General features: G+C 65.3%; 12 protein-coding genes and 1 pseudogene. 6 read left to right on the top strand and 7 right to left on the bottom strand.

Annotated elements, in window-relative coordinates; genetic code table 11:
- The first annotated feature begins 24 nt into the window (after positions 1-24).
- The gene (locus tag ABIA42_RS29005) at positions 25-705 is read left to right on the top strand and encodes a response regulator transcription factor (RefSeq protein WP_271531433.1); all 681 of its coding nucleotides are present in this window, start codon (positions 25-27) and stop codon (positions 703-705) included.
- 5 nt (positions 706-710) lie between these two features.
- Here the strand turns inward: ABIA42_RS29005 and ABIA42_RS29000 are convergent, their stop codons facing one another.
- Positions 711-974: a hypothetical protein gene (locus ABIA42_RS29000; protein WP_271531435.1), complete on the bottom strand. Its 264-nt coding sequence runs from the start codon at positions 972-974 to the stop codon at positions 711-713.
- A gap of 208 nt (positions 975-1182) precedes the next feature.
- Here ABIA42_RS29000 and ABIA42_RS28995 point away from each other — a divergent pair, with 208 nt between their 5' ends.
- The 4 genes and pseudogenes from ABIA42_RS28995 to ABIA42_RS28980 all read left to right on the top strand — a co-directional run.
- A complete protein-coding gene (locus ABIA42_RS28995) occupies positions 1183-1602 on the top strand; it encodes an organic hydroperoxide resistance protein (protein ID WP_370118739.1) in 420 nt (139 codons plus the stop codon).
- 35 nt (positions 1603-1637) lie between these two features.
- The gene (locus tag ABIA42_RS28990) at positions 1638-2666 is read left to right on the top strand and encodes an alpha/beta fold hydrolase (protein ID WP_370118742.1); all 1029 of its coding nucleotides are present in this window, start codon (positions 1638-1640) and stop codon (positions 2664-2666) included.
- Positions 2667-2739: 73 nt separating this feature from the next.
- Positions 2740-3303, top strand: coding sequence for a cytochrome P460 family protein (locus ABIA42_RS28985; protein ID WP_370118745.1), 564 nt, complete (start codon positions 2740-2742; stop codon positions 3301-3303).
- Positions 3304-3320: 17 nt separating this feature from the next.
- Positions 3321-3555, top strand: a pseudogene (locus ABIA42_RS28980) (SDR family NAD(P)-dependent oxidoreductase); the annotation flags it as partial.
- Positions 3556-3567: 12 nt separating this feature from the next.
- Here ABIA42_RS28980 and ABIA42_RS28975 read toward each other — a convergent pair.
- Complete coding sequence (locus ABIA42_RS28975) at positions 3568-7077, bottom strand: NahK/ErcS family hybrid sensor histidine kinase/response regulator (RefSeq protein ID WP_370118748.1); 3510 nt, start codon at positions 7075-7077, stop codon at positions 3568-3570.
- 300 nt (positions 7078-7377) lie between these two features.
- Positions 7378-8607 (bottom strand): 5-aminolevulinate synthase, encoded by a 1230-nt coding sequence (hemA, locus tag ABIA42_RS28970; protein WP_271531443.1) that lies wholly within the window; start codon positions 8605-8607, stop codon positions 7378-7380.
- A gap of 328 nt (positions 8608-8935) precedes the next feature.
- On the opposite strand from hemA, the gene aroQ reads away from it, so the two are divergent.
- The gene (gene aroQ, locus ABIA42_RS28965) at positions 8936-9367 is read left to right on the top strand and encodes a type II 3-dehydroquinate dehydratase (RefSeq protein WP_271531445.1); all 432 of its coding nucleotides are present in this window, start codon (positions 8936-8938) and stop codon (positions 9365-9367) included.
- Between the two features lie 10 nt (positions 9368-9377).
- Here aroQ and ABIA42_RS28960 read toward each other — a convergent pair whose 3' ends face one another.
- The 4 genes from ABIA42_RS28960 to ABIA42_RS28945 form a co-directional block, all read right to left on the bottom strand.
- Positions 9378-10439, bottom strand: a complete 1062-nt coding sequence (locus ABIA42_RS28960) for an MBL fold metallo-hydrolase (protein ID WP_271531446.1) — start codon at positions 10437-10439, stop codon at positions 9378-9380.
- A gap of 236 nt (positions 10440-10675) precedes the next feature.
- Positions 10676-12832 carry a methyl-accepting chemotaxis protein gene (locus tag ABIA42_RS28955; RefSeq protein ID WP_271531448.1) on the bottom strand — a complete coding sequence of 719 codons (2157 nt, stop codon included), beginning with the start codon at positions 12830-12832 and terminating at the stop codon, positions 10676-10678.
- Positions 12833-12996: 164 nt separating this feature from the next.
- Positions 12997-13722: an outer membrane protein gene (locus ABIA42_RS28950; RefSeq protein WP_271531450.1), complete on the bottom strand. Its 726-nt coding sequence runs from the start codon at positions 13720-13722 to the stop codon at positions 12997-12999.
- A gap of 226 nt (positions 13723-13948) precedes the next feature.
- Positions 13949-14269 (bottom strand): hypothetical protein, encoded by a 321-nt coding sequence (locus tag ABIA42_RS28945; RefSeq protein ID WP_271531452.1) that lies wholly within the window; start codon positions 14267-14269, stop codon positions 13949-13951.
- Positions 14270-14276: the final 7 nt, after the last annotated feature.

Genomic DNA, 14276 nt, shown 5'->3' with positions numbered 1-14276 from the left:
ATCTTTCGTCGGCCTGCGGAACAGATGACTGCAACAGCCAATGCAAACACCCATCTCGTCATCGCCGATGACCATCCCTTGTTCCGCGATGCGCTGCGACAGGCGGTGGCAGGTGTTCTCCCGTCGGCCAGGATCGACGAGGCCGGATCCTTCGAGGACCTGACGGGGCTGCTGGAACAGACCTCCGAGGTCGACCTAATCCTGCTCGACCTCTCGATGCCAGGGATCTCCGGCTTTTCCGGTCTGATCTATCTGCGCGCGCAATATCCGGCGATTCCGGTCGTGATCGTCTCGGCGTCTGACGACAGCGCCACGATCCGCCGCTCGCTCGATTTCGGTGCGTCCGGCTTCATTCCAAAGCGTTTCGGCGTCGACACGTTGCGTGACGCCATCCTCAAGGTGATGGAAGGCGACGTCTGGGTTCCCGCCGACACCGATCTGTCCGCCGCGGCCGACCCCGACATGACGCGCCTGCGCGACCGCCTGGTGACGCTGACGCCGCAGCAGGTCCGGGTCCTCATGATGCTGTCGGAGGGCCTTCTCAACAAGCAGATCGCCTACGAGCTCGGTGTCTCCGAGGCCACGATCAAGGCGCATGTCTCGGCCATCCTGCAAAAGCTCGGCGTCGAGAGCCGCACCCAGGCCGTGATTGCCGCCGCAAAGATCGCCGGCGGCCAGTGGACGCAGGGCACGCCGACGGGGTGAGGCCCCTACAGTGTGGTCAGAAGCACGTTGGCCGCTCTGATATCCGCCGTTTCGGAGCCCTCGGCAAAGTCCTCGAGGGACGATTGGAGCAATCGCCTCGCATCCTCGCGCTGCCCGCGTTCGGCAAATAGTCCGCCGAGATCGATCGCGGCGTGCAGCTCCCAGGCTGTGGCGCCTTGGCGGCGGCTCAAACCCAGGGATTGCATCAGGTAGACCTCTGCTTGCTCAGCCCCGGGCTGCGGCGACGACAGGAGGACCTTGCCCTTCATCCGCAACAGCTCTCCGCGCGATGATCGCGGCATTGGCATCGTCGAGCGCGATCTGCGCGCCGCCGGCCGTGGCGCGTTCGAGGAAGAGTTGAAGTGCGGGGTAGGCCTCGTAACAGGTTCTCCGCCAGCCTCACAACTTCTCACAAGTCTAAACGCGTCTCCCGGGCGCACCGCTGATAGTCAGTTGTGCGACGGCAAGGAGACCTTCATGACGCAAGCGGCAAAACTGCTCTACACGGCCAGGACGCACACCAGCGGCGGGCGGCACGACGGCATGTCGCGCAGTTCCGACGGTCGCCTCGACGTCAAGCTCTCGCCGCCAGGTGGCGCAGGCATCGGCACCAATCCCGAGCAATTGTGCGCAGCCGGCTGGTCGGCCTGCTTCGAAGGCGCGATGGAAACGGCAGCCCGCAAGCGGAAAATCGTGCTTCCTGGGAAAAGTGCGATCGATGCGGAAATCGATCTTCTTCTCGATGAAGGCACTTATGCCCTCCGGGCGCGCCTCAATGTCAGCCTGCCGGGTCTCGATCGCGAGACCGCACAGGGCATCGTCGATGAAGCGCATCAATCCTGCCCCTACTCCAAGGCCGTCCGCGGCAACATCGACGTCAAGGTCGCGCTGGTCTGACGCAGCATCATCAACCACCACGAGGTAGCAACACCATGAAGCAGATCATCGATGAGCACCGCCGCCAGTTTCTCGGCATCGCCACAGGAGCCGTCGCCGTCGGTCTCGGCGTGATCGATCTCGCACGTGCCGAGACGGAACCGCTGCGATCCTCCGCATCGAATGCGTCCTTCGGCGCGATCAAGCAGATCGACGCCGGCGTTCTCAACGTCGGTTATGCGGAGGTGGGGCCCTCGAACGGTCCCGTCGCGATCCTGCTGCACGGCTGGCCCTACGACATTCACGCCTTTGTCGATGTCGCGCCGATCCTGGCGAAGGCTGGCTATCGCGTGATCGTTCCTTATTTGCGCGGCTACGGCACGACGCACTTCCTCTCGAGTGAGACGCCGCGCAACGGCGAGCCTGCGGCGATGGCCGTCGACATCATCGCGCTGATGGACAAGCTCGATATCAAGAAAGCCGTCGTCGCCGGGTTCGACTGGGGCGCGCGCACCGCGGACGTCATCGCCGCGCTGTGGCCCGACCGCTGCCGCGCGCTGGTGTCGGTCAGCGGCTATCTGATTTCCAGCCAGGCTGCCGGCAGTGCGCCGTTACCGCCGCAGGCGGAGCTGCAATGGTGGTACCAGTTCTACTTCGCCACCGAGCGCGGCCGCGCCGGATACGAGAAGTACACGCACGATTTCGCCAAGCTGATCTGGAAGCTCGCCTCGCCGCAGTGGAAGTTCGACGATGCCACCTTCAATCGCAGCGCGGCGGCGCTCGACAACAAGGATCATGTCGCGATCACGATCCACAATTACCGCTGGCGGCTCGGGCTCGCCCAGGGCGAGGCAAAGTACGAGCATCTCGAAAAGAAGCTGGCCTCAGCTCCGCAGATTGAGGTGCCGACGATCACGATGGAAGGCGACGCCAACGGCGCGCCGCATCCCGATCCGAGCGCCTACGCCAAGAGGTTCTCAGGCCGATACGAGTTTCGCCTGATCACGGGCGGCATTGGCCACAATCTGCCGCAGGAAGCACCGCAAGCCTTTGCCAAGGCCGTCGTCGACGCCGACGGCGCCTGAGCATTTGTCAGCACCTCGGTCCAGCCCGGCTGGACCGAGGATCGCCCCATTGATCCCAGCTTGAAGAAACGTCATGTCGCCAACCGCACCTGAAAAGAAGAAGTCCTTTTACGCGACGATGATCGTGCTGACGGTGGTGCTGCTTGTCGTGCTCCTGACCTGCGTGCCGTATCTGGTCACGATCGCCTCCGCAGAGGGGCCGGTGGAACGCAGCGCGGCGGATGCTTCGCCGATCTTCGGCGTCACGATTCCGTCGGGCTACAAGCAGTGGGAGCTGGTCGCGCCGGCCGAAGAGGCGGCGCCGCTCGACGAGCTTCGCGCTGGGGTCGGCAACCAGACCGCAATCGACGCCTATCAGGCCGGGAAACTCCCGTTCCCGGACGGCACCATTCTGGTCAAGCGCGCCTGGAAGCGGAAGCAATCGCCGGAGTTCGCATCCGCAACCATTCCGGGTGCCGCCACCACGGTCCAGGTGATGGTCAAGGATTCCAAGAAATACGCTGCCACCGGCGGCTGGGGTTTCGGCCGCTTCATCAACGGCAGGCCGGTTGACGAGGCCCAGCATCGCACCTGCTTCGCCTGCCACGAGGCTCGAGCCAGGAGCCACGATTACGTCTTCACGCGCCTGGCACCCTGAGCCATCCCGAGACCGTCATGTCGAAGACGTGGTTCATCAGCGGCAGCTCGCGCGGGCTTGGCCGGGCCATCGTGGAAGCCGCGCTCACGGCGGGAGATCGCGTACTTGCGTCGGCCCGGGACCGTCGATGTGGTCGTGAACAACGCCGGTTACGGCGATCTCGGATCGGTCGAGGACACCAGCCTCGAGACGTTCCGTCATCAGATCGAGGTCAACCTGATCGGCACCATCATCGTCACCAAGGCGGCGATTGACCCGCGCGTCTTACTCCGCTGCCACCATCTGCTGTGTGCGCCACTGACCCAGCAGGGCACGGAGCGAAGCCGGCTTCACGGGCTTGTTGAGCACCGCGATCTTCTCGTCCCGCGCGGCGACCTGCACGGCGGGGCTGCGATCAGCGGTGATCAGGATGGCAGGGATGGCGTCGCCGAAGCGGCGGCGGATCTCGCGGATGGCGGCGATGCCGTTGCCGCGATCGAGGTGATAGTCGACGAGCAGGCCGGTCACGCGCCGTCCGGCTGTTTCGATTGCGGCGATCGCGCCTTCAGGGTCGGCGACCGCGATCACCTCGGCGTCCCAGGCCTTCAAGAGCGTGCGCATGCCGTCGAGGATCGCCGCATCGTTCTCGATGCAGACGATCAGCGCGCCCGAGATCGGCGTGCGCGCCAACGGCGTCGCGCTGGTCACGGCTGCGGTATGGGTGATCGCTTTCGCCGTCGGCACCGTCACGGAGAAGACCGAGCCGCCGCCGGCATTGGCGTCGATGGCGATGCCGTGCTTGAGCACGCGCGCCAGCCGCTCGACGATCGATAGTCCCAGCCCCAGGCCGCGCGCGATCCGCGCCCCCTGCTCCAGGCGATGGAATTCCTTGAAGATCTCGCCGCGCTTGACCGGGGGGATGCCGACGCCGGTGTCGTAGACGCAGATCTTGAGCGAGCTGCCGCGGCGGCGGCAGCCGACCAGCACGCGGCCGCGCGGGGTGTACTTGATCGCGTTCGAGATCAGGTTCTGGAGCAGGCGCCGCAGCAAGAGCCGGTCCGACTCGACCGGCAGCGAGCAGGGCACGAAGGCGAGCTCCAGGCCCTTGGCGCGCGCGATCGGCGCGAACTCGATCTCCAGCGAGCGCATCAGATCGGCCATCTTGAAGCTCGATATCGAGGTCGTCATCGCGCCGGCATCGAGCCTGGAGATGTCGAGCAGCGCGCCGAGGATCTCCTCGATGGCCTGCAGCGATTCGTCGATGTTCTCGACCAGCCGCGTCTCTTCGCCTTCGTGCTGGCGCTCGACCAGGCTCGTGACATAGAGCCGCGCCGCGTTCAGCGGCTGGAGGATGTCGTGGCTGGCGGCGGCGAGGAAACGCGTCTTGGAGATGCTGGCGTCTTCCGCCGCGCTCTTGGCCAGTGCCAGCTCGGAGTTCAGCCGCGTCAGCTCCTCGGTGCGGTCGCGCACGCGCTTTTCCAGCGTCGCATTGGCGCGCTCCAGCGCTTCCGCGGCTTCGAAAGTGGGCGTGACGTCAGTGAAAGTGATGACGAAGCCGCCGCCGGGCATGTGGTTGGTGAGCACTTCGATCACCATGTGGCGTTCCGGCAGGCGTTCGAGATAAGGCTCGCTGTCGGTGGTGTAGGCGGCGAGGCGCCGCTCCAGCAGGGCCTCGCTCTCGAGCGGATGGTCCGGATCGCCGACGCCGATGAATTCCAGGATTTCGCGCAGGGGCGTGCCGAACTGGATCAGATGCGGGGGAACGTTGAGGAGATCGCCGAACTGCCGGTTGGAGCAGATCAGTTGCAGATCGGCATCGAACACGGCGATGCCCTGGCGCACGTGGTTGAGCGCGGTCTGGAGGATCTCGCGGTTGAAATGCAGCGCCGCGTGCGAGTCGTCGAGCAGCTTCAGCGCGGCCTTGGCGGAGACCGTCCGCTTGCGCAGCAGCAGCGACATCACGAGGCGGGAGGAGGCCGCGCCGATCGAGGACGCGATCAGGTGCTCGGCGTGCTGCAGCAGCTCGAAATCGGCAGGTGCTCCGGGCTCCAGCCGCACGTTTCGCCGCGCCGAGAATGCCTCGAAGGAATGCCGCGCGCGGTCGGGTCCGAGATATTGCGCCACCGTGGTCTGGATGTCCTGCACGGTGATGCTGGTGCGCCAGCGCCGGAAGCTCGGGGAGATCGGTGCGAGCGTATTGGGCACGAACAGATCGGCCTGCAACAGCTCGATGGACGACGGTTGGCGCGCCAGCGACAGCAGCACATAGGTCAGGATGTTGAGCGACAGCGACCAGATGACGCCGTGCATCAGCGGCGGCAGGTCGGCGCCGAACAGTGCCTGCGGCCGCAGCGCCTCGATGCCGAACGGGCCGTGCTGGAGCAGCATGATGCCTGATGTCGAGGAATCCATGAAGCTCGGCATGAACAGCGTGTAGAGCCACACCACAAAGCCCACCAGCATGCCGCCGATGGCGCCGCGCGCGGTCGCGCGCCGCCAAAGCAACCCGCCGAAGAAGCTCGGCGCAAGCTGGGCGATGGCGGCAAAGGAGAGCAGACCAATGGCCGCGAGCTGGGTATTGCCGAGCGCGCGATAGTAGAAATAGGCCATCACCATGATGGCGAAGATCGCGAGCCGCCGCGAGCGCAGCAGGAAGTCGCTGAAATCGGCACCGCCGGCGCGCCCCTCCGGCCGACGCTGCAGCACCAGCGGCACCACGAGGTCGTTCGAGACCATGATCGAGAGCGCGACGCATTCGACGATCACCATCGCGGTCGCCGCCGACAGGCCGCCGACGAAGATGACGACGCTGAGCAGATCGGCGCCGCCTTCCATCGGCAGCGCCAGCACGTACATGTCGGGGTCGGCGGCGCCGAATGGGAAGGTCACGAGGCCGGCGATCGCGATCGGGATCACGAAGAGATTGATGGCGACGAGGTAGAGCGGGAACAGCCATCGCGCGCGGCCGACCTCGGCATCGGAGGAATTCTCCACCACGCTGACGTGGAACTGGCGCGGCAGCAGCATGATCGCGCACAGCGACAGCAGCGTCATGGTCAGGAAGTTGCCGATCGACGGCGAGTAGTTGATCGCGCGCACCGCCTCCGGCGTCTTCATCGCGCGCTCGATCAGCTCATGTGGCGAGAACATCCAGAAGGTGACGAAGATGCCGGCGGCGAGAAAGGCGATCAGCTTGATGATGGATTCGGTCGCGACCGCCAGCATCAGGCCGTGCTGGTGCTCGGTGGCGTCGGTCTGCCGCGTGCCGAACAGCACCGCGAAGGCCGCCATCGACAGCGTCACCATCAGCGCCACGTCGCCGACGATCGGGATGTGGGAGAAGGCCTGGTCCTCGCTCAGGATCGTTTCGAGCGACGAGGCAACCGCCTTGAGCTGGAGCGCGATGTAGGGCACCGAGCCGATGATCGCCATCAGCGCGACGGTCGCCGCCACCGCCTGGCTCTTGCCGTAGCGCGCCCCGATGAAGTCGGCGATCGAGGTGATGTTGTGGGTTTTGGCGAGCTGGATCACGCGGCGCAACACGCCGGCGCCGAGCCCGATCATCAGGATCGGGCCGAGATAGATCGCGAGGAAGTCGGTCGAGGTGCGGGTGGCGAAGCCGACCGAGCCGAAGAAGGTCCAGGAGGTGCAGTAGATCGCCAGCGACAGCGGATAGATCAGCCCGGAGGCGCGACCGCGCCCGGCCGGCGAGCGGCGGTCGCCATGGCTCGCCACCAGGAACAGAAAGCCGATATAACCGAACGCGGCGGCGATCACGCCCCAGTCGTGCAGCATGGTGAGCGTGCTTCTCCCTGGGCGCTGGCGGCGCCCGAGCTCATTTTCCCTGCAAACCTAGCGCGTTGGGCGGTCGCAAGCGACAGCGAAATGCCGCGCCGGGGGAGGAACCGGGATTGTCGTTAAGGTGCGGCCGGGAGGTGGCCCTTACTTACTGGAGGACAGGGGGACGCTACATGCGGGCTTGTGGAGCACCGACGGTCTCCACAGCGTCATGGCCGGGACAAGCCGGGGCATGACGACCTCTGCAAAATCTCAAATGCGGTCCGCCCCGCCATCCAGAGGAGGGTGGCAGGGGGCCTACTCCGCTGCCAGCGACTTCTCGCGCAGCGGCAGGCCGAGGCGGTCCCACACCTGGAGCAGCGCTTCGGCGAGCTGATCGATCAGGCCGTCGTCGTGATAGGGCGAGGGCGTGATGCGCAGGCGCTCGCTGCCCTTGGCGACGGTCGGATAGTTGATCGGCTGGATGTAGATACCGTGCTCTTCGAGCAGGAGGTCGGAGGCCTGCTTGCACTTCTCGGGATCGCCCACGAACAGCGGTACGATATGGGTGTCGCTCGACATGACAGGCAGGCCGGCGGCATTGAGGATCGCCTTGACGCGGGCGGCGCGGTCCTGGTGGCGCTCGCGCTCCCAGTTCGAGCTCTTCAGGTGCCTGATCGCGGCAGTTGCAGCCGAGCAGACCGCCGGCGGCAGCGCGGTGGTGAAGATGAAGCCCGGCGCGTAGGAGCGCACGGCGTCGATGATCTGGCCGCTAGCGGCGATATAGCCGCCGAGACAGCCGAACGCCTTTGCCAGCGTGCCCTCGAGAACGTCGATGCGATGCATGACGCCGTCACGCTCGGCGATGCCGCCGCCGCGCGGGCCGTACATGCCGACGGCGTGGACTTCGTCGACATAGGTCATCGCGCCATACTTTTCGGCGAGATCGCAGATCCTGGCGAGCGGCGCGACATCGCCGTCCATGGAATAGAGGCTCTCGCAGACGATCAGCTTCGGCCGATTCGGGCCGGCCGCTTTCAACAGCTCTTCGAGATGCGCAACGTCGTTGTGGCGGAACACGACCCGCTCGCAGCCGGACTGCCGGATGCCCTCGATCATCGAATTGTGGTTGAGCTCGTCCGACAGGATCAGGCAATTCGGAATCAGCTTTGCGATGGTCGGGATGCCGGTCTGATTCGAGACATAGCCCGAGGTGAACAGCAGCGCGGCTTCCTTGCCGTGGAGATCGGCGAGCTCGGCTTCGAGCTGGATGAGCGGATGGTGCGTGCCGGCAATGTTGCGGGTACCGCCGGCACCGGTGCCGACGCGCGTCGCGGTCTCGACCATGGCGCCGACCACCTTCGGGTGCTGGCCCATGCCGAGATAGTCGTTGGAGCACCAGATCACGACGTCGCGCTTGCCCTTGGGCGAGTGCCACACCGCGTGCGGGAACCGGCCGGCCGTGCGTTCGAGGTCGGCGAACACGCGATAGCGCCGCTCAGTGTGGAGACGATCGAGAGCGGAATTGAAGAACTGGTTGTAATCCATCGGCAAAACCCGCAACGGAACCCGGCCATGACGGCCGCTCATTTTTTAGAGCTTTTCGAGCTCCAATGTCTATGCGCCAGCACACATTTGAGGCAAGGCGAGCGTGGCAATTGATAACCGCCGGTCCGGCGGCGATTGTTGATTTGGATCAAGCGCCTAACACGGGACTGCCGGCCGCGACCGGAGTGACCGGGGGAGGCAGGGGCTGCCGTGGACATTTTGTCCATGGCGTTCGCTCCATCCATCATGGCCAAACTGGCGGCACCGATGCCGTAGCCTTGCCCGGCCGGGGCGGCGCGCCGGTCAGCCCATGCGAAAGGAAGCCCCGATGAAGCGTGTCATGATCCTCAACGGTCCCAACCTCAACATGCTAGGCATCCGCGAGCCGCACATCTACGGCACGACGACGCTCGCTGAGGTCAACGCGAGCTGCGAGGACGCCGCCGCCAAGCTCGGGCTCAAGCTCGCCTTCCACCAGTCCAACCATGAGGGCGTGCTCGTCGATCTGATCCAGTCGGCGCGGCAGGATGCCGATGCCATCGTCATCAACCCGGCCGGTCTCTCCTTCACCTCGGTTTCGATCATGGACGCGATCAAGACATTCGAGGGCCCGGTGCTGGAGGTCCACATCTCCAACATCCACGCCCGCGACGAATATCACCGGCACTCCAGGATCTCGTTCGTGGCGACCGGCGTGATCTGCGGGCTGGGACCGTTCGGCTACGTCGCGGCGCTGCACGCGATCGCGAACATGAAGTGAGCTGGCGCCCTCACGTCGTCCGAAATTGCAGCACGCCGTCTTGCATCTCGGCCGTCAGCCGGCCCTCGACGATCATGTAGTTGACGTGGGCGACGAGTTCGCCGGCGGCAAAGCCCATCTGGTGCTCGTCCAGCACGTGCTTGTTGAACACGACAGGCACCAAGGCGCGCGAGGTTTGCGGCATCTCGCGGCAGGCTTCCGCGATCAGGCGGCAGCGCTCCTCGTGATGGTCGGCGAGCTGCTTGATGCGGGTCTTCAGTCCATAGAACGGCACGCCATGGCCGGGCAGTACCAGCAGATCATAGGGCAGGGTGGTGGTGAGGCTCGCGAGCGAGGCCAGGTATTCGCCGAGCGAGTTCTGGTCGGGCTCGACCGCCCAGACGCTGACATTCGGCGAGATCTTGCTCAGCACCTGGTCGGCGGAGAGGAACAGCTTGTCGTCGGCGCAATACAGCATGACCTGGTCGAGCGCGTGGCCGCCGCCGGTGATCACCTTGAAGCGGCGCGTGCCGATCACGACCTCGTCGCCATGCGAGATGCGGCGGTAGGACGGCGGCAGCACCGAGACGCGCTTGAGGTAATCCTGGCCGCGCCCGAGCAGCTTCTCGGTCAGCGACTCGTCCATGCCGTGACGGCGGAAGAACAGCCGCTGCGCCTCGCGCCGTTCTTCGGTGCCGCGGTTCTGGTGATAGACCGATTGCAGATATTCGACCTGCGACATCACCAGCGGACAGTTGAAGCGCTCGACGATCCACCCGGCGAGGCCGACATGGTCGGGGTGGGAGTGGGTGACGATCAGGCGCGTGATGTTGACGCCCTTCAGCGGTCCGTCGAACAGCCTGGTCCAGGCCTCGATCGTCTCCTCGTTGCCGAATCCGGTATCGACCATGGCATAACCGTCGCCGTCGGCGAGCAGGTAGATGTTCACGTGGTTGAGGCGGAACGGCAGTTTCAGCCGCGCCCACAACACGCCGGGCCGCACCTCCACGACCTCTTCGGGGCCGGGGTGCTGTTCCCAAGGGTAGCGCAGGGCCTCGGCCGAGGACTGTGCGATGTCGGTTTTTGAGCTCATGCTACCCGCTTAAACCCAGCGCGCGCAGGGCGCCAGCCGAAAAAGGACGCCTGGCGGCCGCCGCATGGCCGTCATACCGGCCGTGATTTTCCGCCTCTCGGTTTGAAGTCGCCAAAAAACGCCGTCATTCCGGGCGCGCGTGAGCGCGAGCTCTGGTGCGCGGTTGCGCACCTGAGAATCCGGAGATCGTGGGGCGGGATTCCGGGGTCGCCTCTTCGAGGGCCCCGGATTGACGATCAGGCCGCCCGCATGTCGTTGAGGAACGCGTCGATTTCCCCGCGCAGCATATCGGCCTCGCGCCGGAGCGCGTCCGAGGCGCTCAGCACGTCGCTCGCCGCAGCGCCCGCTTCGGCGGACGCGGTGGAGACGCCGACGATGTTGCTGGAGACTTCGCTGGTGCCACCGGCCGCATGCTGGATGTTGCGGGCGATTTCGCGGGTGGCGGCGCCCTGTTCCTCGACCGCGGCTGCGATCGTCGTGGTGACGTCGTTGATCTCGCCGATGATCCGGCCGATGCCCTGGATGGCGCCGACCGCGGAGGTCGTGACCTCTTGCATGCTGGCGATCTGGGTGCGGATCTCGTCTGTCGCCTTGGCAGTCTGGCTCGCCAGGCTCTTCACTTCGGAGGCAACCACCGCGAAGCCGCGGCCGGCCTCGCCCGCGCGCGCGGCCTCGATGGTCGCGTTGAGCGCTAGCAGGTTGGTCTGCGAGGCGATGGTCTGGATCAGGTCGACGACGACGCTGATGCGGCTCGCGCTGTCGGCGAGGCTTTGCACGGTGGCGTCGGTCGCCCCCGCTTCGTCGACCGCCTTCTTGGCGATCTCGGCGGAGGTCACGACCTGACGGCTGATCTCCTGGATCGAGGAGGACAGCTGCTCGGTGCCGGCCGACACGGTCTGCACGTTGACCGACGTTTCCTCCGCGGCGGAGGCGACCGCGTTCACCAGCGCGTTGGACTGGTCGGCGGTGTTCGACATGCTCTGCGCGGTCGATTGCATCGAATTGGCCGACTGCGCGAGATTGTCGAGCGCGGAGCGCACCGTGCTTTCGAATTCGGCGATCTTCGCTTCCATGCGCGCGGCACGCTCGGCCTTGGCGATACGGTCCCTGTCCTGCTCGCTCGTCAGCGCGCGGGCCTCGATCATGCTCTCCCGGAACACTTGCAGCGTGTTCGCCATCACCGAGATCTCGTCGTCGTGGTTCTTCGAGCGGTAGATGTCGGTTTCGAGGTCGCCGTTCGCGAGCAGCTGCATCGATTGATGCAAGGCGCCGATCCGGCGCAGGATGCTGCGTCCGACATAGAGCCAGACGAACAGCGCCGAGCCGACCAGCATCAACGCGCCCATCGCCAGCATGACCGACGTAGCGAGCGAAATCTCCTGCCGTGCCTGGAAGGTCGAGGCGTTGGTCTCCTTCTGCACACCGTCGACGAGCTGCTGCACGCTGATGCCGAGACCGACATTGAGCTTGCGGGTCTCGTCCAGGATGGTCTGGCCGTAGTCGATGGAGTCGAGCTCCTTCTCGCGCAGATTGAACACGCCGGTCTTGCCGGTGCCGAGCGCGAGCAGCTTTTCCGCCGTCTCGCGCAGCATCTTGTTGCCCTGGTTGTCCGGCAACAGGTCGAGGTTGGAACGCAGGCGTCCCTGCGCCGTCTTGAATTCCTTCTGGATGTCGTCGAGCTTGTCGCTCGTGCTCGCCGATAGTGCCGCGCTCATGTTGGCGGCGGCGAGGTTGCCGCTGGCGACGACGTTGCCGAGCTGACCGACGGTCTGCGCGGCCTCGGTTGCATCTGCGGCGGACAGGTCGGCTGAGCCGAGAATGGCGTTGACCCGGGTCTGCGCCTCCAGCATCGCCGGGCTCGCCGCGCCGACGAACGCGCCCTGCGCGTTGCGAAGCGCATCATATTGCTTCTCGTGGAGGGCCGCGATGTCGAGCCGTTCGCGGGCGGCCTTCGCCAGGCTCTGAGCCGCCTCGTTGATGCTCTTCATCGTGTCGCTGAGCCCGGAGACGACGCTCTTGTCGCCGCCGAGATCGATGATCTCCGTGAGCTTCTGCTGCGTCTGCTCCTGCAATTCCAAGAGCTTCTTGGTGCGCTCGTTCAGGGCGTCGTCGCTTTGCGCCGCAAGCAGCGCCGGTCCCTGCGCCGCAAGGCTGGCGCTCAGCGCCGACAATTGCAGGCTGGCGGAAAGGCGCGGAATGTCCCGGCCGCTCAGTTCGGTCATGCGTCCGCCGAGATTCTGCAGCGCCAGGCCGGCGCCGGCCGCGATCACGAGGCCCATGCCCGCGATCACCGCGAAGGCCGCGAACAGGCTGCCGCGCACGCCCCATTTCGGCATTCTGAAACGAGGACGGAAGCGGCCAAGGAAACGGCCAAGGCCCAGACGGATCGCCATCGAAAATTCCCCCAATGTTCTTGCTTCTGTTTGTGAGCGCAGTATCGGCAGCACCGGTTAAAAAATCGCACTTCGCACAATTGGTTGCGCATGTTCCGCAGAGCGAAAAAAGAAGGGCCGGCAACGAGGCCGGCCCTTCATCGTGATAAGGTTTTGATAACCGATCAGTAGGGCGCGGCCGCCGGGCCTGCCCAGTTGAAGCGGTAGTTGACGCCTGCCTTGAAGGTATGGTCGTCGGTGGTGAAGTTGCCGGTGCCCACCAGCGGGCCCGCCGTAAAGTGCGCGTCGCCGAAATTGTAGTACTGGTACTCGGCCTTGGCCGACCAGTTCGGGGCGAACATGTATTCCAGGCCGGCGCCGACGGTGTAGCCATTGCGGTGATCGCCATCGATGATGAAGCCGGTCGGCACGCCGCCCACAGTCACCTTCTCGTTGTTGTCCGAATAGGCGTAGCCGCCCTTCACGTAGAGCAGGCCGGGGCCCCAGGTATAGCCGACGCGGCCGGTGATCGAGCCGAGGCCGCGCTGGTCATTGGTATAGGCGATGCTGCCCGGAAACACTGCGCCGACGCTGCCCGTGAGCCAGGAATACTGGCCTTCGACGCCGACCACGAAGTTCGGGTTGAACTGCCAGTCCGCGCCGACCTGCACGCCGCCGAGGAAGCGGCCGTTGCCGTTGTTGCCGGTGGAGAGGCCGTTGAAATTGTTGTCGCTGGAGAACGCGCCGCCGATATGGGCGCCGAGATAGAAGCCCGTCCAATTGTAGATCGGCGCGGCGTAGGCCGGCGCCGGCGACTTGTAGTAGTTGCGGTTGCCGAGATCGGCGCCGACGGCCGGCGCAGCCGCGCCCACCACGAGCAGCGCCACGGTCGCAAACAGAATCTTCTTCATTGTCTTGAACTCCAACACGTAAGGTCCCCGGCAGGCGCGCTTTCCCGCGCCGTCGTTGGCTCTGCAGATAGCTCGCTTTTGATGAAAATGCTGTCACATGCGTGGCACAGCGACAGCCAACCTAACTTGTTGGGCTGTAAATGATTTTCGTGCTTAATGGCGGCTTAAGAAGTGGTGAAGGAAGGCTTAACTTCGCGCATCCCAGGTAACTTGTGCGCGCCTCTTGTTAACCAAGACGCCGCCGCACCTCATCGCGCATCTGTTGGCGAAAAGCCGCGCGCTTTGCCGGCCGGTCTTCCTCGCGCACGTCATGACGATCGAAGATGTCGAACTTCTCCAGGATCGGATAGCGCTCGCTCGCCATCGCGAGCACGCGCAGAACCCTGGTCGCCGCTGGCGTCGGGCCACTGACCTCCCAGCGCCGGATGGTGTCGGCGCCGCCTGTCTCCGGCAATCCGCAAAGCTTGGCCATGTCGGCCGCGGTGAGCTTCCGCTCGAGGGCATCGGAGAGGTCGGCGCGGAGCTGCTTCAGTTCGGGGCCGGTCATGCTGCTT

The sequence above is a fragment of the Bradyrhizobium sp. USDA 327 genome, assembly GCF_041262065.1.
GTDB lineage: Bacteria > Pseudomonadota > Alphaproteobacteria > Rhizobiales > Xanthobacteraceae > Bradyrhizobium > Bradyrhizobium liaoningense.
This window is presented reverse-complemented; position numbering and strand designations above follow the sequence as displayed.

Bases quoted from the DNA above. Each gene is read 5' to 3' on its own strand.
- hemA (WP_271531443.1), bottom strand. From the start codon at position 8,607: ATGGATTACAACCAGTTCTTCAATTCCGCTCTCGATCGTCTCCACACT.
- ABIA42_RS28975 (WP_370118748.1), bottom strand. From the start codon at position 7,077: ATGCTGCACGACTGGGGCGTGATCGCCGCCGCGTTCGGTTATATCGGC.
- ABIA42_RS28985 (WP_370118745.1), top strand. From the start codon at position 2,740: ATGTCGCCAACCGCACCTGAAAAGAAGAAGTCCTTTTACGCGACGATG.
- ABIA42_RS28955 (WP_271531448.1), bottom strand. From the start codon at position 12,832: ATGGCGATCCGTCTGGGCCTTGGCCGTTTCCTTGGCCGCTTCCGTCCT.
- aroQ (WP_271531445.1), top strand. From the start codon at position 8,936: ATGAAGCGTGTCATGATCCTCAACGGTCCCAACCTCAACATGCTAGGC.
- ABIA42_RS29005 (WP_271531433.1), top strand. From the start codon at position 25: ATGACTGCAACAGCCAATGCAAACACCCATCTCGTCATCGCCGATGAC.
- ABIA42_RS28995 (WP_370118739.1), top strand. From the start codon at position 1,183: ATGACGCAAGCGGCAAAACTGCTCTACACGGCCAGGACGCACACCAGC.
- ABIA42_RS28945 (WP_271531452.1), bottom strand. From the start codon at position 14,269: ATGACCGGCCCCGAACTGAAGCAGCTCCGCGCCGACCTCTCCGATGCC.
- ABIA42_RS28990 (WP_370118742.1), top strand. From the start codon at position 1,638: ATGAAGCAGATCATCGATGAGCACCGCCGCCAGTTTCTCGGCATCGCC.
- ABIA42_RS28960 (WP_271531446.1), bottom strand. From the start codon at position 10,439: ATGAGCTCAAAAACCGACATCGCACAGTCCTCGGCCGAGGCCCTGCGC.
- ABIA42_RS28950 (WP_271531450.1), bottom strand. From the start codon at position 13,722: ATGAAGAAGATTCTGTTTGCGACCGTGGCGCTGCTCGTGGTGGGCGCG.
- ABIA42_RS29000 (WP_271531435.1), bottom strand. From the start codon at position 974: ATGAAGGGCAAGGTCCTCCTGTCGTCGCCGCAGCCCGGGGCTGAGCAA.